Genomic DNA, 18235 nt, shown 5'->3' with positions numbered 1-18235 from the left:
GTGCGTTCACGCAGTCGCACCTGGGGAGCTTGCCCTGCTGCGGAACCGCGTCATGCCGGTCCCCAGCACCCCGTCGGTGAAATAGGTTTGGGCATGGTTTGCGCAACGGTCACGGTACGCCGTGACCCTATCACGACAAAGAAGCTTCACTCCGCAAACCGCGTTCCTCACCAAGCGACGAGCGGTACATACCCCGCTGCGACCCATCTCGCCCCTCGCCAAGCAAGAGTACCTGCCCCGCCGCTGCGAAACACCGCTTCCCTCACCAAACGACGAGTGGTACGTGGGTATGCTGCAAACCTCACCGTCACTCAACGTAGAGTGATGTCAAGGGGTAGCTCAATCACCTCCTAACAACCTACCTTACGGCGACCTCATTGTCGGTGAACACGACAACAGCGTCATAACCCTTAAGCTCAATCACCTCCTAACAACCTACCTTACGGCAACGGTACCGGTTGGTCTGGTACCAACCATAGATCAGGCGGTGGTATAATCCACCACCATTCAATTCTCACCCACATTAAAAGTGCAATCGCACCTACCACCGCTACAAACCCTAAATCGCTCCAACGCGGTCGCCAACGTCGTGCCGGGAGTGCCAAATGCGAACTCAGCCAGAGCAGCATAAATGTCCCTAACCAGTACCCTAACAATGTCGCCCGATAGACCGGCATCAATACCGGCCCTGTATTTGTATGGCGCACAACGCCAACACTAAATTGCGACAGAAACGGTACGACCATAAACGGATCGCTGACGCTAAAAAATGGAATATCAGGCTGGTTGATGATCGGAACAACTGTCGTTACTGCCACAATCGCACTGAGTGGGTTGAGATACAGCAACCATGGCGGTGGGCTTTGCCCCATCGGATTACTAAATTGTGGCCAAATCGTCGCAATCAGCAACGGAACTCCACATAACAGGACCACAACCGCATAGCTTGCAATCGTGGCCGATGCCGTGCGCTTAAATAATGCCGAACAGCATAAGCCGATAGTGCCAAAGAAGAGTGCAGCACTACTTAATAGCACGATAATCCATACCAGTGTGCGTAGATCGACCCCACCAAACATCAACACCGTACTAAAGACTGGGATCGATGCTACAATCAAAAGCAAGAGGTAACTTAACGCACCGACTAACTTCCCAGAGAGCATCTGCCCCGGCTGTAACGGTGTGGCTAGCAGCATATCGTAGGTCAAACGCTCGCGCTCACTACTAATTGCTCCACTGGTTAAAATCGGCGCAACGAGAACGATGAAGAGCATCTCGGTAAAGGCCAGCCCACGAAACAAAGCTTGACCGATATGTGAACTTAACACTACGGTACCATTTCGTGCCTGCAAGATCATGTATTGATAGATACCCAACGCAGTCATGATGAGCAGCAACAAGAAGATGGTCAAAATCAGGTACGGCCGAAACCCGCGCATCCGCGTGCGGGCCTCACGCACCAAGATCGGATTAAGCAATGGCCGACGAATAGATGTCGCCATACGTATTCTCCTATACCTTCATCTCAGCCGTTTGCGTTGTCAACCGCAGGAAGAGTTCTTCGAGATTCTCGCTCCGCGCGCTAAACTCACTGACTGCTACGCCTGCGCCGATCAACTCGGTGAGCAGCACTGCACATTGGATTTCACTCAGTGGTTCGCTAAACTCGACGGTTAAACTTCGCGGATCGGCAGGTGCAGCGCTCACAGTGCGTACCGACGACTGACGTTGGAGGAGTGTCAGGGCCAACCCAACGCTATCGGTACGTGCCACACGGATGCGCGCCCGCGAGCCGGTTGCAAGTTGTTGTTGTACTTCGGCAAGTGGGCCACTGAACACCATTCGCCCATGATCGATAATCCCGATTGCGTCACACACTTCGGCTAGCTCACTGAGAATATGTGAGCTGAGCATGATGGTCTTCCCCATCTCGCGCAGGGTACGCAACAATTCACGCAACTCTACCCGCGCTCGCGGATCTAAACCGCTCGCCGGTTCGTCGAGCAGAAGGATAGGTGGATCATGCACCAACGCATGGGCCAAACAGAGCCGTTGCTGCATACCACGTGACAGGGTCTGCACAAACGCATGACGCTTTTCGCTCAGATCGACTAAATCGAGTAGTTCGTTAACAACCTGGCGCAGACGTGATCCGTGCAACCCATAACAGCGAGCAAAAAAGTCGAGATACTCCCACACCCGGAGATCATCGTAGACGCCGAAGAAATCGGGCATGTAGCCAACCAGACGCTGCGCCGTGCGTGTTGTCAGCCGTTCACCCAGTAAGCGCACCTCACCCTTCGTCGGTTGCAGCAAACCGGCGACAATGCGCAGTGTTGTTGTTTTGCCCGCCCCGTTAGGCCCGATAAATCCGTAAATACAGCCCCGTTCGACCTGCACGCTGAGCCGATCAAGCGCGATGAATTTCTTGTAGCGGTGGGTGAGATCAATCGTCTCGATTGCTAATGTCATGGTAGTCGTCCTTGCACAGTCGGATCGAGGTAGATACAGCTAACTCCCTGCGTTTGATCGCGACTCTGCATCCTCACCCGTAAGACACCATGGCCGCCTAATACCCGTTCCGGTTGCGGAACCTCAACACTACTCATCTGAAAGACCGCCTCGGTAGGTAACAGCACCCAAACACCATCAACCCAATCGTACACCTCGATTTGCCCACTCCAAAACATATCCGCACGCACGTTAATCGTTATACTATCTGGCCGGAGACCGATCAGATCACGGGGTAACGTAAACCGTAACACGACCGGCTCTACGTTAGGAGCAGCACCGAGAACATTACCCGAATAGCACGGACTACTTGCGTTGGTGATACGTTCAAACGTTGCTGCAAAGCCTCCATTGGTCAGGACCACCTCTTCTCCGTCTTCCAAACGCAGGCGAGCCAAACTATGCAGCAACACGATTTGCTGCCTTGTAGCACGACGATCCACCGGCGTGATCATGGTTTCTGGCATCGTGTACCATCCAAATACGAGCGGTTGCTTGCCGCGGATCGCCGTGCCATACCCGTACAGCGCATCCAACACGCGACTCTTCAATTGCAAATCTGTTGGCATCGGTCGCGCCAGTCGTGCCATCGCATCAAACTGCTCACCGTAGATTAAGTAGCTGAGTGAGATGCCATCGTAGGCGTGGGCCGGACGCTCAAGCCGACTAACCCACCGCTCACCAGGGGCAAGCGAACCGAGACGACTGATGAGATCACCGTACACAACAACCACATCCTCAAGAGTTCGCTCTCCCCGGTTGACTACCGTCCCCTGTACCTCATCACCATTGACAATGAGCTGTGCCTCGAGCACATCGATAGGAACGACTCGATCAATTGCAACGGCCCGCAACGACCATTGCGGTATCTCAAGATCCTCTACTACTGTATCAGAAACTCCTTGCAGGTAACGACCATTCGCCGGTACTTCTGAACTCCACGGCCCTTGGACCTGAATGGGGCGTATCAGCACATCATCATCTGTTGAACGCAAACGATAAGTTGACCGATCAGGAGAAAAGACACCTACAAAGCTTCGTTCACGTCCTATCGGTGCAGCATAGGTATTGATCAGCGACAGTTGACTAATAATCACGTCACCGCCACGCAGATTGTAACCAATACCATAGGCAATCACCGCAAACATGAGTGTTACCACCGGAACGACTATCCACCCCAGGGCAAGTCGATCAAGCCGGCGCAGCACTAGATACGTTACCGGACCGACCACCACTACATAACAACCAAGTAAGATAACGATCAGATTGAGTGATGGAAGATCGAATGCCGGCAAGCTCATCAAAGCATTCGCCAGATTCTCTTCGAGAAAGGTAGGATAGAGCTTGGTAATAGATGCCAAATTGGGTGGGACAAATGGTGAAGATGGCAAGAGCACTTGCCACAACGCATGCCATCCCGACCAGTTCACCAATTCCGGTGTCGCAAGATCGAAGCCGAGCACAATGCTCTGACCATCGCCATACCAACGCCCCCATGCCAATCCGTTGGGTAATTTTGGCAACGGTACCATAAATGGTTGATCGACCGTAAAGGTACGCGGTATTAGGCGCAGTGGCCGCAAGGGTAGATCGGCCAAGGGAGACAAGAAACCGTCGAGCGTTACTGGAATGAGATCATCGGATAAGATGGCGAGGGTATGGGCCAAACCGGAATCACCGTTGATCAACAGGGTACCACCGCGTAACACCCATGCTCGCACTGCCTCACGCTGATCAGATTGCAATTCATCTGACGCAACATCGGTAACGATCAAAGCATCGAACGGTGACAGGCCAAGACCATCAGCCGGGATATCACTCGGTGTTAACGGCACCGTCGTAATTCGGGTCCCATCTTCCAACTGGGCCGGTAAACGCGGCTGCTGCGTACCAACTACTCCGATCAATAACCCTTCGCGTACCGATTGGACCTGAGCCGTAGCAGTTGCTACTTCGGTACCGTTGACCAACAACTGTGCCTGAATCCGAGATGGTTGATTATAGAGATAGACGTAAACCGTAACGCCTTTCCGGCTACCACCGGGAAGATCAAGGATAGTACTAAAAAAAGGGCCACCGGTCGGGCCGATGACAATCTCTGCTGTTCGATCGACACCCTCATTTGCTACTTCAACTTCGACCGGTAACCAAGTTCCGGGGTGGAAGAATCCTTGAAATGCCGGTCGTACCGTTAGCCTCACGTCGGTGTTCTGAGCAGCTACCGGTGCAAACTGTCCGACAACCGCTATTGTGAGCACGACGAGAACCATTAGCCAACGCCACGCCTGCTTTACACCCATACGATTATGCCTTTCCCATCACCTGTCAGGCGGCTACTCTAGAGAAAGACGGTACCGGCAGACAAAAAGTTCCGTTACAACACAACCGCGCCTACCCGCAACAGGGAGGCGCGGAGGAACAAGCTGCGGTACAATAAGCAGTGCTTAGCGGTACCAACGGCGCGGCTGAACACGATCGCGGACCCGAACCCGTATCGCTTCGGGCTGCACCTGACGCAGCGATAGCCATACTCCACCGGCAATGACGATCATTGCCGCCAGTAGAATGAGTGTCATCATACGCAAATCCTTTCCGCTGCGAAGAGGTCAGCACCCGCTGAGCAAGTGCATAGTTTCAGTAGTGAGTAGTATAACGAAAAATTGTTACCGAGTCCATACCATTTGATGGATTTTTAGTGACTTTTCATTTTGTGTACCGAGGATGCATCATGCTCGATCCCAATGCAATCCGGGCTGGGTTACCACCGAGTACTACTGTACCGGTAACCATTTACTGTTATGACCAAGTCGGTTCGACAATGGATCTGGCCCGCACTGCCATTGCCACCCTTCCACCAAATGCGTTGCCGGTCTTAGTCGTCGCCGAAGAACAGACGGCCGGTCGCGGCCGACTTGGCCGGCGCTGGGTCGCACCACCGGGCAGTGCATTACTCTTCTCACTCGGTTTACAACCACCGGCCGCTGCCACGAGTACCCCAACGGCCTTGATCTGGCTCGCAGCAGTAGCGTTGCTCGAAACGATTGAAGCCGAAACATCGCTTACTGTCGGCTTAAAATGGCCAAACGATGTATTGGTCAACACGTCGGCCGGCTGGGCCAAGACGGCCGGTATCTTGCTTGAAGGTGGCTGGGATGAAGGCCAATTGGTCTGGGCAATCATCGGTTGCGGAATTAATATCAGCGCCGCGCCTGATCCGCAGACAACGCTTTATCCGACAACCGCGCTGACCCTAGCCGGCGCTCCCAACGTTGACCGTCTACGTTTTTTACAAGCTCTTTTGCGCCGTTACGATTTCTGGATGCAAAGACTGTACGCCGGTGATGGTGATAGCCTATGGTCGACATGGCGTAACCATCTGCTTACGCTTGGGCAGAATGTAACTATCAACACTGGCTATAGTGTGATTCACGGTGAAGCTATCGATGTTGATCGGCAAGGTACGCTGATCGTCCGTGCGCCGCACGGGATCATCCACCGGGTTGAAAGTGGTGATGTCGGATTGGTAAGTTAGATCAACGTAATTATCTGACTTCATTTGCACACATCAGTCATTTTTCAGTCGCACATCATTGTGACAAGAGTTCACGAGGTTCGCTCGATATGGTATAGTAACACTCGGTGTAAAAGATGACAGTTCAGATACCGTTTCGATCCTCGTCTGATCAAGGTGGACGGCAACAATACAACCTCCGATCACAATGTTGCGTCAGTTCACCGAAGTGAACGGTACCTGATTGCGGAGCAGGAGGATATGTTAGCATTGCATAGGCGCATTCTGATCGGCGCCGCTACCGTCATAAGCGTTATTGTCGTAGCCACGTTGCTACGCATTGGCTTTGAATGGAGTCAGGCGCTGGCCGACATCGATGCAATGATTGTTACACCAGTGGCATTGCCAACTGAGGTTGTGCTCCCGACTGCACAACCAATCACGTCACCAGAAGAACTATATGGTCCCCCACCTCCTCCGAGCACCCAGCCAACGACACTCCCAACTACCCAGATCGATCCGCCATCGGCCACCGCTACGGCAGAAGCTCTGCAGCTCAGTCGGCCTGAACTCAATATTCTGTTGTTGGGCACTGATGCACGACCGGATGATACCGGACCTACTCGTACCGACGCCATCGTTTTGGTGCATATCACGCGCGATACCGGTCGAGTAAGTATGCTTTCGATTCCGCGCGATCTGTGGGTTAGTTATCCAACCGGTGGCGAAGGGCGGATTAATGCCGCTTACGCGATTGGTGAACATCGCTTTGGGCCGGGAGGAGGTGCAGCGCTTGCAAAATCGACGGTTAGCAAACTCCTCGGTATTCCAGTCGATAATTTTATCTTGATCAACTTTGATGGGTTCAAAAAGATCATTGATATCATCGGTGGTATTGAAATTGATGTACCACGACCGATTTACGACCCGGCTTACCCCACCGAAGATTACGGCACAATTGAGGTGTCATTTGATGCCGGTCGTCAATGGATGGATAGTGAGCGCGCACTGATCTACGCCCGGACACGCCACGCCGACAGCGATTTTGGTCGTAACCAACGCCAGCAACAGGTATTAATGGCAATCTTTCAGCGGATCCGTGACCGCGGACTCTTGCAACAGGTGACCAGCATCGACGATTATACCGGGGCGTTACGCGGTTATGTCCTTACCGACCTCAACCGACGCACGATGCTCGAACTCGTCAGTTTTGCCCGCACCGTCAGCGAAGCGAATATCTTGCGCTATGCCATTGACTCATCGTCGATTGTTGAGCTTGGTGGTGGGGCAACGTTCCGTGTCCAACCACAGGCGCTTAAGCGGATTGTTGCTCAGTTTACCGGTGAGGCTGTCTCAACGGCGGGCGGAGAGTAGTATCTGTGACAGAAACTTCTTCCTCCACCGGTAGTATCTTTCGTAGCATCGCACTGGCAGCACTACTCATTAGTCTGGGAAATATCGCCAGCCGTGTGCTGGGGCTGATTCGTGAACCGATCATTGCCGCATACTTTAGCCGTGGATTGGCTGTCGATGCGTTTACACTCGCGTGGACACTCCCCAACGCACTGTACGAGCTACTGATTAGTGGTGCAGTAAGTGCAGCATTGGTGCCGGTCTTCAGTGAGTATGCCGAACGTGACCGCACTGAATTCTGGTACGTTGTCTCGACAGTGGTCACGTTGGCCTTTACTATGCTGACCATTGCCAGCGCGCTGCTGGCCTGGCAAGCACCACTCGCCATCACCTTGCTTTCACGTCCTGCCGAATCTGCGTTGCAAGCCGAAGCGATTGCACTTGTCGGCTGGCTCGTGCCGGCTGTCACGCTGATGGGTATTTCCGGCGTTGTTACGGCTGTTTTACACGCACAACGTCGCTTCTTATTACCGGCTTTTGTCGCTGCTGCTTTTAACGCCGGCATGATCGTAGGAATCATCGTTTTTGCTCCCTACATTGGCATCAAGAGCCTTGCCGCTGGAACACTGCTCGGTGCCTGCGCCCAACTGGCCATTCAGTTACCGGGATTGCGTGATGCCCAATTCCGCCCCCGGTTTGATATAAGCCATCCGGCGGTACGCCGTATCTTGCGTCTCTACGCCCCTGTCACATTGGGAATCGGCTTCTCGCTGATTGGTGTCACCATCGACCGTTGGCTGGCCTCCGGTTTTCCGGCTGCCCTATCGACAATGCGCTTTGCGACGACACTGATCCAGTTCCCATTAGGTCTCGTCGCCTCGGCAGTAGCATTTGCTGTATTACCAACCCTCTCCCGCCAAAGTGCTATTGGTGATGAAGCGGCATTCCGATCAACCCTGGCGATGGGCCTCAAAATAGTGCTCTTGCTCATTTTACCGGCAACAACCGGTTTGGCGGCGCTAAGTTTACCGATCACGGCTACCCTCTTCGAGCGCGGTGCGTTTAGCACTGAGGATACTGCGATTACGGCATTGGCGCTGCTCTACTATCTACCCGGCTTACCGGCAGCAGCCATCGACCAAATACTGCTGTTTGCTTTTTATGCACGCAAGAATACGCTGACACCCAACTTGATTCAGGGTGCAGCCGTTCTGGGTTATGTCGCCGTGGCCATTCCATTGGCTGAATGGACGTCACTAGGCTTTTTGGGCTTGGTCTTGGGGAATTCAGCGCAATGGATCGGTCATGCGATCATCACTGCTTGGCTTTTGCAACGTTCGCTACCACTGAACGGATTACGCCTCGGCGAGGCAACGCTGAAAGGATTGTTGGCAAGTACGCTAATGACCTTAGCGGTTAGCGGTATCGTAGCCTTCGGGAGTAGTTGGTCACCGCTCGTGCAGGTGGTAGTGGCCGGAAGTATCGGTGTCGTCCTCTACACCTTACTCGCTATCGCTTTACGCCTCGAAGCGGCGACCTTTTTAGCAAACGTGATCCGAATGCGTTTACGGCGGGTGTAAAGTAAGGCTACATTACCCGTACAACCGTCGCTCAAGGGCTTGCATTCGCTCAGTGAACAAGGAGAGGAAGCGTGGCGTATCAAAGGCCACCACCGCACGTGCATTCGGACGACGGCCATCGCTCAGCATAAAATCCGCGACGGTAAACCCCATCGTTAATGGGCTACATGTCTCAACCGTGACAAACACATCAGCATACGTTGCTAAATCAGGGTAGAACACGAGCGCCAACGCTGCCGGATCGTTGATGGCACAGCCGTCGTACCCAAAATACCGCCGGTGAAACTCGATGTAGAAGCGAGTCGCGTCGGCAATAAATTGGCCGATGGGCTTACCAGCAGCCGCCAACCGCTGCACTTCGTTTTCGTGCAACCGCACAAGCCGGGTAACATCCCAAGGCATAATTATCAAGGGAACCTCTGCCGAAAAGACGATCTGCGCCGCATGGGGGTCGGCGAAAACGTTGAACTCGGCCCGCGGCGTCACATTACCATCGGCACGTAAGGCACCACCCATCATCACAATCTCGCGTAGCGCACCGGCCAGACGCGGCTCTTTCCGGAGCGCCAGCGCAACGTTGGTGAGTGGTCCCACCGCCACGAGGGTTACATCACTGGGTGCCGCCAAGACAGTGTCGATAATAAAATCCACCGCGTGCCCAGACGCCGGCTGGATGGTGGCTGCCGGCAAGTGGGCATAGCCAAGCCCACGCTGACCGTGCGTGTCGTGAGCGGTGGTCAGCGGGCGCAACAATGGCCGGTCACAACCGGCAAAGAGCGGCACATGGTGGCCGCCGCCCAATTCCAGTACGGCCAACCCATTGGCAACGGCCTCGGCCAGCGTGCAGTTGCCGTGAACCACACTGAGACCGATGAGTTCGATTTCGGGGGATGCGAGGGCAAGCAAGATCGCGAGCGCGTCATCAATCCCGGGGTCAGTATCGAGGATGATCCGGCGTACAGTGGAACTCATACGATTGCCTCACATGAAACAAATCATACCTTGCAAACGTTGATCACTATAGCATATTTTGTCAGGGAACTTAGATAGATTATTTAGAATTTCTAAATAATTTTCTGCAAGGCAGTTGCAACGTGCAATTGACGCCTCGCCGGTAACATGCCATAATGAAGCCAGAAAGCCTCAGGCAGAGGAGCTAGCATGCGTGCCTATCTCGACATTGAAACTACATATAGCGGCACGATCAGCGTCATCGGGATTTACCGACATGATCGCGGTACGATCCAATTGATCAACGGTGGAATCTACGATCTTACACTGTACGATGCGCTTGAAGGCATCTCAACAATTGTCACATTTAACGGCAGCAGCTTTGATTTACCGACGATCAAACGTCAATTGAATATCGATTTGAAAGCAGAATTTGACCATCGTGATCTATTATACGAATGCCGTCGGCGAGGGCTACACGGCGGGCTAAAAGGAGTTGAAGATCGCCTCGGCATTACACGCGCATCTGCCGGTCTTAGTGGGCGCGATGCACCTCAGCTCTGGGCACGGTATGAGCAGTACGGTGATCACACTGCATTGCAAACACTTCTTACGTACAATCGTGATGATGTGGTCAACTTGGCAGTGCTTGAAGCTCACCTCGATGCACTCCCGCTTCCGACGGCTAATCCGGCTCGGAAAGTGATCATCGAATGAACATAATACTTTGATCTGATGATGATGTAACCATGCAACCACAACTCCTTGACGGTCGCTATCAAATCGAACAACTGCTGGGTGAAGGTGGAATGGCTCGGGTCTACTTGGGCCGTGATCTCCGCCTCCAACGCCCAGTTGCGATTAAAATCCCACACCCGCACCTAATGACCGATCCAGATTTCTTGGCCCGGTTTCGGCATGAAGCCCACGCTGCGGCAATGGTCAGCCATCCCAATTTAGTGGACATCTACGATGTCGGTCAGGACGGTGATCGACATTATATTGTGATGGAATACGTTGCCGGCGTTACGCTGAAGCAGTTGATCAACCGGGAAGCACCGTTTGCTGTTCCACGCGCCGTTCGCATCGGCGAACAGATCGCACGTGGCTTGCACGCTGCCCACCGTGCCGGTCTGATTCACCGCGATATTAAGCCACAAAATATTATCGTCACTGATGACGGGCAAGTACGGATCACCGATTTCGGCGTCGCTAAAAGTCATTTATCGACGGCAATGACCGAAACCGGGATTACGTTGGGTACGGCCGACTACATTGCACCTGAGCAAGCCCAAGGACGCCCGGCAACTCCACAATCGGACATTTATGCGGTTGGCATCGTGCTGTACGAAATGCTTACCGGCCGGCTACCGTTCACCGGTGATAACCCGGTTGCTGTGGTGATGAAGCACATCAGCGAGCCTCCCCCACCACCGCGGCGTTATAATCCACGCATCCCGGCGGCACTCGAAGCGATTATTCTGCGGGCACTCGCCAAAGATCCGACCCAACGCCAACGCACGGCTCTGGAGCTGGCCGAGGAATTGCATAACTACGAACAACTGGTCACCCAAGTCACCGTTGTCAGTCCGCAACTCGAACCATCACCGGCTCGCCCACCCAATCCCAACCCACCGCGTTCGGCGCAAATTACCGCCAGTCGTCCGACGGCTATTCCCAGCCCTCGTCAAGCTGCGGTACGCAATTCTCGGCAAGAAGGTTTGGGATGCGGTGCATTTTTCGTCGGCATGTTGATGCTCGTTGGAATACTGGCCGTCGTTTTCCTGATCAGCACCGGGGTTTTTAACAATCTGTTTGTAAACAACCCAATACGTCCCTCAACAACTCTATCGCCTGGTGGTCAAAGCACGAACAGTGACCCCACACCTACCCTTGTTACGACAACAACTGTGCCAGAACTCGTGGGGCTAAGTGACGGTGAAGCACGTGAACGGTTACAGCAAAATCGGCTTCTCCCTGCGCCAAGCAGCGAACACAATCGCGATGTACCGCAGGGAATTGTCATTACGCAAACCATACCCCCCGGCACCATTGTCGAAGTCAACAGCCCGGTATCGTACACCGTTAGTTTAGGGCCATTGCTAGTGGAAGTACCGAATGTGACCGGAACCCGCGAAGATATTGCCGCTAACCAATTGCAAGCCGCCGGCTTTGCCGTGGAGATTGTCAAGGAACCACATCCAACGATTGATACCGATTTCGTCATCAGGCAATCACCGAGTGCTACGCTGCGTATTCCGCAGGGTGATCGAGTAACGATCTACGTCAGCTTAGGCGATGTCGTGCGCTTTCCCGATGTCATCGGTCGCAGCCGTGCAGAGGCAGAAGCCATTTTAGCCAATACGCCGGGGGTCATCCTCGTATTTATTGATGTGCAAGGACGTGATCGTATTCCCGATTTTGACCGCTATGCGCCGAATCAAGTTGTGAGCGCCGCACGCGAAGCCGGGAATAGTTATGTTGGTCTCAACAACGGTGATTACATTCCGCGCGGTAGTCGGATCGTCCTAGGGGTGAGAGCAGAGGAATAAGAATGAGCGTATGTTTTGCTTAAACTATGATGCGGGTGGCAATCGTACCACCCGCAATTATATTGCACCGATTCCCGCTACTAAGCGTGGTCGGCAATAGTCATCGTCTGAGAACGGAGCCGCTCAGCTTCTTCCAACAATCGCTGACGTTCACTCACGCTCAGCGCCCGATCGGCGAAGCGGCGCCACTCTTCATTCGTAGCCCACGCCCACAAACCTGCTTCGGTCTTGATCCAGCGTGGAGCTTTGGGGGTTGTATGGTGGTTGGTATGGATCATTCGTTACGTACCTCCTTATATTTCAAAATTGACTGTACCTCTTCATCATATAGATGCCGGTAACAAGGCTACAGTAACCAATACGCCTTGCGATCGGCTGAATATCTCATCGTTTACAGCTAACAAGCTACTCATCGTGTCGGCAATGAAGCATCTTCAAAGATTCGACCATTGCGTAATTGCAACACCCGATCGGCAACCCCGATCATCTCGCGACTGTGGGTCACCATCACGAGTGTTTTCCCCACTTGGCGAGTAAGCCGGTCGAGCAGATCGAGCACGTGCGCACCCGTGTCGCTATCCAGATTGCCGGTCGGTTCGTCGGCTAACACGAGATCGGGATTATGGACGAGCGCCCGAGCGATTGCCACCCGCTGCTGTTCACCACCGCTCAAACGGTCAGGGTAGGTATGAGCGCGATTTGCCAATCCAACTGCATCGAGCATAGCTAAAGCTGTTGACCGCGCTGCCGCACCGCGTTGACCGTTCAACTCCAGCGGTAACAGAACATTTTCCAGTGCAGTCAGCGTGGGGGCAAGGTTGTAGAATTGAAACACGAACCCGATGGAATGACGGCGAAACAGCGTTCGTTCACGTTCACTAAGCTGATCGAGCCGCTGACCGGCTACCCAGATCGTCCCCGATGTGGGGGTATCGATCCCGCTCACCAGATTCAGCAGGGTGCTCTTCCCACTACCACTCTTGCCGAGCAGCACAACGAACTCACCGGCAGTGACCGTGATCGTGATGTCGTGCAGTACCGTGCGCTGCACATCGCCCTCGGTATAGGTTTTCGTAACCCGATCACACCGGATGACAGTTTTGTCAAGCATTTGCATTATATATAGAAACCATTTGCACAGATATATTTGTATTATACGGCATGTTGTCTAGAACTGGCAATGGTCTCCAGCCACACAACACTGACGCCAAGAGGAGGTGCATCAGTGTTGCGCAACTCGCTCTTGGCATCAGTCAGACGGGTTAGAATAGAACACGCACCGACTCAACGATGATCCGGTCAGGCGTATTCCAGCCATCCGTAGCGATCAGGCTGCTCACCCTGAACAATTCCAAAGAAGGCTGCCTGGACTGCGGCAGTAATCGGCCCACGCCGGCCTATACCGATTGGGATGCGATCAACCGAACGGATCGGTGTGATCTCGGCTGCTGTCCCGGTGAAGAAGAGTTCGTCGGCCAGATAGAGCATCTCGCGTGGCAGTATCTGTTCACGCACTTCGATTCCCAGATCGCGCAAGAGGGTCATCACCGTATCGCGGGTGATACCGCTCAGGATGGAAGAGGTGAGCGGTGGGGTATAAACGATACCGTTACGCACCAGAAACAGATTCTCACCACTACCCTCGCTCACATGACCATCAGCATCAAGGGCAATACCCTCAGCGTAACCGTTCGTCAACGCTTCCATTTTGATCAGCTGTGAGTTCATGTAATTGCCACCCGCCTTCGCTAAGGCCGGCATCGTATTTGGGGCAAAGCGGTTCCATGATGAAATGCAGACATCGACCCCCTGTTCCATTGCTTCAGCACCGAGATATTTTCCCCATTCAATCGTAGCGATGGCAACCTCAACCGGATTGTTCAGCGGATTTACACCAATCTCGCCATAACCCCGGAAGACGACGGGCCGGATGTAGCCAGAACGTAAACGATTAGCGCGTACCGTTTCCTTTACTGCTGCAACCAACTGGTCGAGCGTATAGGGGATAGTAGTGCGATAGATCTTGGCCGAATCGATCAGCCGCTGCATATGAGGGGTAAGACGGAAAATGGCCGGTCCCTGCGGCGTCTCATAACAGCGAATACCCTCAAAAAAGCTGGTGCCGTAATGGATGACATGCGCCATAACGTGAACGGTTGCTTTATCCCATTCCACCAGCTCACCGTTGAACCAGATGTAATCCATTTTTTGGATCGGCATTGATCATCTCCTTTATTGCGAGCATGCACAACCGGGTGTCCAATCCAGGGAACACACAACCAGGCGTTCCTACGGGTTGATGGTCATACTTTGCCAACGAGCCAATATCTCACGTGCGGCGCGGGCCGCTTGAGCACGATGACTAATCTGATTTTTTCGTTCGATACTCAGCTCTGCTAAAGTTGCATCTTCATCGAGAATGTAAAAGAGAGGGTCATATCCAAACCCACCACTACCCCGAGGAGTGAATTCGATAACTCCGGGGAGAACACCTTCGACCAACTCGGTGGGATGATCGGGATGAGCGATAGCGATCACACAGACGAAACGTGCTATGCGCTGGTGCCACGGTATATCGCGCATTTGATCGAGCAGATACTGCAACTGCGCTGCACCTGTTACTCCACCGTAACGGGCTGAATGGACACCCGGCGCACCACCTAGTGCCGCTACCTCTAGTCCGCTATCATCAGCGAGTGTCGGTAAGCCACTTAACGCTCGGTAACCCTCGGCTTTCAGCCGTGCATTCTCAGCAAATGTCTGCCCGGTCTCCTCAATCACAGTAGTAATACCGATATCGTTCAAGGAGTAGAGCCGCAAGTTGAGATCGGCAAAGATCGCAGCAAACTCGCGTAGTTTTCCCGGATTGTGGGTAGCGATTAACAATTCACGCATGATGCAAAGATTAATTACCCGATTGTACAGTTGACAATAGTCTATGCGCCATTGTACACGAATGAGAGAAGTTGAGCAAACACTGACACCTGCACGAGCGGTTAATTACTCGTGGTACAATTAAGACAAATGCGCATCGCAGCGATGTCACATAGGGTAGAAATGAAAGATTTTTCTCAATCAATTGAACGCACCACCCCACTGAGTATCCAGTCACTCCGCGCGCTGTTGCGGACAATGCGTCCACGGCAGTGGATCAAGAATATCTTTGTCTTCGCCGCAATTGCCTTTTCGGAAGAACGACTGTGGTATACCGAACCGATACAGCTCTTGCGAGTTATCGGTGCGTTCATCGCGTTTTGTATGGCGGCGAGCGCGATTTATCTGATTAACGATCTTGTCGATATCGAAAAAGATCGCGCTCATCCGAAAAAGCGTTACCGTCCGCTCGCCGCCGGCCTACTTAGTCCGACACTCGCCACGATAACTGCCATTGTTTTGATTATTACCGTCTTTCCCTTTGCCGTCTGGCTTGACAATGATCTCGATTTTGCTCTTATACTAGGCATCTATGTGATTGTGCAGGGTTTTCTTTATAGTTTCTGGCTGAAAAATATCGTCATTTTCGATATCTTAATTATTGCCGCCGGATTTATTTTACGAGCGATTGCCGGTGCTGCGGTTATCGATATTATCATCACCCCGTGGCTGATCGTTTGTATGGGGCTACTTGCCCTGTTTCTCGGTATTGGTAAACGTCGTCACGAATTAAAGTTACTCGAAGATGGGGCCGGCAATCATCGGCGCATTCTTGACGAGTATTCGATCCCGTTGCTCGATCAGATGCAGGCAATCGTTACAGCGAGCATCGTGATGGCGTACAGTATGACAGCCTTTTCGGCACCCGTTGCCCCAAAAGAGCCGTTTCCGATGCTCATGATCACCATCCCATTCGTGGTCTATGCGATCTTTCGCTACCTGTATTTGATCTATCAGCGCGACGGCGGTGGCACCCCCGAAGATCTGGTGTTGCAAGATCGTCCGTTAGCGTTGAGTATCGTGTTGTGGGGTATAACCGTATTAGGGGTATTGATCATCTTTCCGTCGTAAACGCTGTGTATACCTTCGTCAAATTCGGTGGTTCGGTTATTACCGATAAAACCGGTCGTGAATCAGCCGATCTCGCTGTAATCGAGGCATTGGCCGGTGCAGTTGCCGCAGCACGCGCTGCCGATCCAACCCTAGCCATCGTGCTCGGTCACGGGAGCGGTTCGTTTGGTCATCACTACGCCGCGCGCTATGGTGTCCATCTTGGTACACCGATTGATGCTGACCATACCGGGTTCGCGCTGACTGCTGCCGCTGCCCTGCGTCTCAACCGGATTGTGGTTGATGCACTGCTGACAGCCGGTGTACCGGCTGTCTGTTTGCAACCATCGGCCTCCCTGAGCAGTGCCCACGGCCAAATTACCCACTGGGAGATCGGACCTATTAGTGCCGCATTGCAACGTCGCTTGGTACCCGTGATCCACGGTGATGTCGCCTTTGATACCGTGCAAGGCACCGCGATTATCTCAACCGAGGCACTATTACGTTTTCTCGCCCTTCATAGCCCGATTCGCCCACGACGGATCATTCTCGTCGGCGAAGCAGCAGTCTATACCGCCGATCCACATCGTGATCCGACAGCCCAACCAATCCCGCTGATCGACCACACCAATATCGCACAGGTGTTACACGGCGCCGGCGCCTCGCGTGCTGCGGATGTCACCGGCGGGATGCGGAGTAAACTCGAATTGATGTGGCAGTTGGTCGAGACCCTTCCCGATCTTGAAGTGCGTCTGATTGGGCCAGACCCGTCACTCCTGACGGCAGCGCTGCTCGGCCAACCGTTAACAAACGGTACGCTCATCAAGCAATGATTACACCTGACCGTCAGATTCGGCAACGCAGCAGCGCGTGGGCGCGACTTGAAGCGCTACTTGATCAAGCGCATCAAAGCATTGTCCAATTACCGGCGGAGGAACTACGCGAATTGGGTGAGTTGTACCGCCAAGTCTGTACCGAGCGATTGCACGCCGCGACTTCCCTGATCATCCACAGACTGTGTATCTCAACCAGCTCGTTGCCCGCGCCCACGGTACTATCTATCGCTACAGTTTCAACGAGCCAAACCGGATTTTTACGTTCTTTCGCACGACCTTACCGCGCACGTTTCGCGCAACTTGGCTGATGACGCTCACCGCAGCCTTGGTCTTTCTGTTACCGGCAATCATTGCGTTTATCGCCGCATTTCGCGATCCGACCTTGGGTGAATCGTTTGTTCCCGGAATCGACGGTATTGTCTCCCAGATTCAAAACGGTGAAGAGTGGTGGTTACGGATTAACGAAGGGCCTGCTGCTGCTTCAGCCGAGATCATGACGAATGTTGCTATCCGCGCGTTTGCCGGTGGGATAACCTTTGGTATCTACACCTTCTATATTCTGTTGACAAACGGCTTGTTGTTGGGTACTGTTGCCGGGATTGCTCAACGCTTCGCCTTCGCCGATAATTTGTGGAGTTTTGTCATCGGCCATCTTGCGCTCGAACTCAGTGCCATTTTTATCGCCGGTGGCGCCGGTTTGCAACTTGCGTGGGCTATCTTACGTCCGGGACGGGAACACTCAGCCGGCGGAATGCGCTGATGATCGCCAGGCGCCGCGCCATTATTCTCGTGATCAGCTGTGCCGTGATATTAGTTACGGCAGGGCTGATCGAAGCATTTATCTCACCAACCGATCTGCCGTTTTTGCTCAAACTTATCCTTTCCCTTGGTTCAGGTGGGTTACTTTATACGTATTTATTCCTAAGCGGGCATGAAGTTTGAGACGGTTCACCCCCT

Annotated in this window: 18 protein-coding genes; 9 read left to right on the top strand and 9 right to left on the bottom strand. The window is 53.3% G+C overall.

Translation table 11 applies throughout. The features are described 5' to 3' along the window. Window positions 1–440 precede the first annotated feature (440 nt). The 4 genes from AC01ZF_RS04530 to AC01ZF_RS04515 form a co-directional block, all read right to left on the bottom strand. The gene (locus AC01ZF_RS04530; protein WP_424674436.1) at window positions 441–1502 is read right to left on the bottom strand and encodes an ABC transporter permease; all 1062 of its coding nucleotides are present in this window, start codon (window positions 1500–1502) and stop codon (window positions 441–443) included. Window positions 1503–1512: 10 nt separating this feature from the next. After that, the gene (locus AC01ZF_RS04525) at window positions 1513–2472 is read right to left on the bottom strand and encodes an ABC transporter ATP-binding protein (protein ID WP_424674437.1); all 960 of its coding nucleotides are present in this window, start codon (window positions 2470–2472) and stop codon (window positions 1513–1515) included. Next, window positions 2469–4811 (bottom strand): hypothetical protein, encoded by a 2343-nt coding sequence (locus AC01ZF_RS04520; protein ID WP_424674438.1) that lies wholly within the window; start codon window positions 4809–4811, stop codon window positions 2469–2471. Before AC01ZF_RS04520 ends, AC01ZF_RS04525 begins: the two co-directional genes overlap by 4 nt. 144 nt (window positions 4812–4955) lie before the next feature. Continuing rightward, window positions 4956–5090, bottom strand: coding sequence for a hypothetical protein (locus AC01ZF_RS04515; protein ID WP_015941933.1), 135 nt, complete (start codon window positions 5088–5090; stop codon window positions 4956–4958). Between the two features lie 149 nt (window positions 5091–5239). Between AC01ZF_RS04515 and AC01ZF_RS04510 the strand changes: the two genes are divergently transcribed. From AC01ZF_RS04510 to murJ, 3 genes are all read left to right on the top strand, one after another. After that, window positions 5240–6043: a biotin--[acetyl-CoA-carboxylase] ligase gene (locus AC01ZF_RS04510; protein ID WP_424674439.1), complete on the top strand. Its 804-nt coding sequence runs from the start codon at window positions 5240–5242 to the stop codon at window positions 6041–6043. A 240-nt stretch (window positions 6044–6283) separates the two neighbouring features. After that, a complete protein-coding gene (locus tag AC01ZF_RS04505) occupies window positions 6284–7396 on the top strand; it encodes an LCP family protein (RefSeq protein WP_428111229.1) in 1113 nt (370 codons plus the stop codon). A 5-nt stretch (window positions 7397–7401) separates the two neighbouring features. Then, a complete protein-coding gene (gene murJ / locus AC01ZF_RS04500) occupies window positions 7402–8955 on the top strand; it encodes a murein biosynthesis integral membrane protein MurJ (protein ID WP_476575148.1) in 1554 nt (517 codons plus the stop codon). A gap of 12 nt (window positions 8956–8967) precedes the next feature. Here murJ and AC01ZF_RS04495 read toward each other — a convergent pair whose 3' ends face one another. Continuing rightward, window positions 8968–9927: a nucleoside hydrolase gene (locus AC01ZF_RS04495; RefSeq protein ID WP_424674442.1), complete on the bottom strand. Its 960-nt coding sequence runs from the start codon at window positions 9925–9927 to the stop codon at window positions 8968–8970. 189 nt (window positions 9928–10116) lie between these two features. On the opposite strand from AC01ZF_RS04495, the gene AC01ZF_RS04490 reads away from it, so the two are divergent. Together AC01ZF_RS04490 and pknB are read left to right on the top strand one after the other, a co-directional pair. Continuing rightward, the gene (locus tag AC01ZF_RS04490; protein ID WP_424674443.1) at window positions 10117–10623 is read left to right on the top strand and encodes a ribonuclease H-like domain-containing protein; all 507 of its coding nucleotides are present in this window, start codon (window positions 10117–10119) and stop codon (window positions 10621–10623) included. 32 nt (window positions 10624–10655) lie between these two features. Further along, window positions 10656–12458, top strand: a complete 1803-nt coding sequence (pknB, locus tag AC01ZF_RS04485) for a Stk1 family PASTA domain-containing Ser/Thr kinase (RefSeq protein WP_424674444.1) — start codon at window positions 10656–10658, stop codon at window positions 12456–12458. 80 nt (window positions 12459–12538) lie between these two features. On the opposite strand, the gene AC01ZF_RS04480 is transcribed toward pknB, so the two are convergent. From AC01ZF_RS04480 to rdgB, 4 genes are all read right to left on the bottom strand, one after another. Next, a complete protein-coding gene (locus AC01ZF_RS04480) occupies window positions 12539–12736 on the bottom strand; it encodes a hypothetical protein (protein ID WP_424674445.1) in 198 nt (65 codons plus the stop codon). Window positions 12737–12867: 131 nt separating this feature from the next. Further along, window positions 12868–13509, bottom strand: a complete 642-nt coding sequence (locus AC01ZF_RS04475; RefSeq protein ID WP_476575147.1) for an ABC transporter ATP-binding protein — start codon at window positions 13507–13509, stop codon at window positions 12868–12870. A gap of 248 nt (window positions 13510–13757) precedes the next feature. Next, entirely contained in the window at window positions 13758–14678 is a 921-nt protein-coding gene (locus AC01ZF_RS04470; protein WP_424674447.1) for a branched-chain amino acid transaminase, read from the bottom strand. Window positions 14679–14747: 69 nt separating this feature from the next. Further along, window positions 14748–15353: an RdgB/HAM1 family non-canonical purine NTP pyrophosphatase gene (gene rdgB / locus AC01ZF_RS04465; RefSeq protein ID WP_476575146.1), complete on the bottom strand. Its 606-nt coding sequence runs from the start codon at window positions 15351–15353 to the stop codon at window positions 14748–14750. Window positions 15354–15515: 162 nt separating this feature from the next. On the opposite strand from rdgB, the gene AC01ZF_RS04460 reads away from it, so the two are divergent. From AC01ZF_RS04460 to AC01ZF_RS04445, 4 genes are all read left to right on the top strand, one after another. After that, window positions 15516–16463 (top strand): decaprenyl-phosphate phosphoribosyltransferase, encoded by a 948-nt coding sequence (locus AC01ZF_RS04460; RefSeq protein WP_476575145.1) that lies wholly within the window; start codon window positions 15516–15518, stop codon window positions 16461–16463. A gap of 5 nt (window positions 16464–16468) precedes the next feature. Continuing rightward, complete coding sequence (locus AC01ZF_RS04455; RefSeq protein ID WP_428131936.1) at window positions 16469–17275, top strand: isopentenyl phosphate kinase; 807 nt, start codon at window positions 16469–16471, stop codon at window positions 17273–17275. A 184-nt stretch (window positions 17276–17459) separates the two neighbouring features. Further along, on the top strand, window positions 17460–18038 hold the full coding sequence (locus tag AC01ZF_RS04450; protein WP_476575144.1) for a stage II sporulation protein M: 579 nt from the start codon (window positions 17460–17462) through the stop codon (window positions 18036–18038). Next, window positions 18038–18220: a hypothetical protein gene (locus tag AC01ZF_RS04445; protein WP_476575143.1), complete on the top strand. Its 183-nt coding sequence runs from the start codon at window positions 18038–18040 to the stop codon at window positions 18218–18220. The genes AC01ZF_RS04450 and AC01ZF_RS04445 overlap by 1 nt, the downstream gene beginning before the upstream one ends. The last annotated feature ends 15 nt before the right edge of the window (window positions 18221–18235 follow it).

The sequence above is a fragment of the Chloroflexus sp. genome (genome assembly GCF_056331925.1).
Note: the sequence above shows the minus strand (reverse complement) of the source record. Positions and strands in the feature narration are given on the sequence as shown.

Excerpts from the sequence above, each read along its gene's own strand:
- AC01ZF_RS04490 (WP_424674443.1), top strand. The coding sequence starts at position 10,117 with ATGCGTGCCTATCTCGACATTGAAACTACATATAGCGGCACGATCAGC.
- AC01ZF_RS04445 (WP_476575143.1), top strand. The coding sequence starts at position 18,038 with ATGATCGCCAGGCGCCGCGCCATTATTCTCGTGATCAGCTGTGCCGTG.
- pknB (WP_424674444.1), top strand. The coding sequence starts at position 10,656 with ATGCAACCACAACTCCTTGACGGTCGCTATCAAATCGAACAACTGCTG.
- AC01ZF_RS04480 (WP_424674445.1), bottom strand. The coding sequence starts at position 12,736 with ATGATCCATACCAACCACCATACAACCCCCAAAGCTCCACGCTGGATC.
- AC01ZF_RS04520 (WP_424674438.1), bottom strand. The coding sequence starts at position 4,811 with ATGGGTGTAAAGCAGGCGTGGCGTTGGCTAATGGTTCTCGTCGTGCTC.
- AC01ZF_RS04530 (WP_424674436.1), bottom strand. The coding sequence starts at position 1,502 with ATGGCGACATCTATTCGTCGGCCATTGCTTAATCCGATCTTGGTGCGT.
- AC01ZF_RS04525 (WP_424674437.1), bottom strand. The coding sequence starts at position 2,472 with ATGACATTAGCAATCGAGACGATTGATCTCACCCACCGCTACAAGAAA.
- AC01ZF_RS04505 (WP_428111229.1), top strand. The coding sequence starts at position 6,284 with ATGTTAGCATTGCATAGGCGCATTCTGATCGGCGCCGCTACCGTCATA.
- AC01ZF_RS04495 (WP_424674442.1), bottom strand. The coding sequence starts at position 9,927 with ATGAGTTCCACTGTACGCCGGATCATCCTCGATACTGACCCCGGGATT.
- AC01ZF_RS04515 (WP_015941933.1), bottom strand. The coding sequence starts at position 5,090 with ATGATGACACTCATTCTACTGGCGGCAATGATCGTCATTGCCGGTGGA.
- rdgB (WP_476575146.1), bottom strand. The coding sequence starts at position 15,353 with ATGCGTGAATTGTTAATCGCTACCCACAATCCGGGAAAACTACGCGAG.
- AC01ZF_RS04460 (WP_476575145.1), top strand. The coding sequence starts at position 15,516 with ATGAAAGATTTTTCTCAATCAATTGAACGCACCACCCCACTGAGTATC.
- AC01ZF_RS04470 (WP_424674447.1), bottom strand. The coding sequence starts at position 14,678 with ATGCCGATCCAAAAAATGGATTACATCTGGTTCAACGGTGAGCTGGTG.
- AC01ZF_RS04510 (WP_424674439.1), top strand. The coding sequence starts at position 5,240 with ATGCTCGATCCCAATGCAATCCGGGCTGGGTTACCACCGAGTACTACT.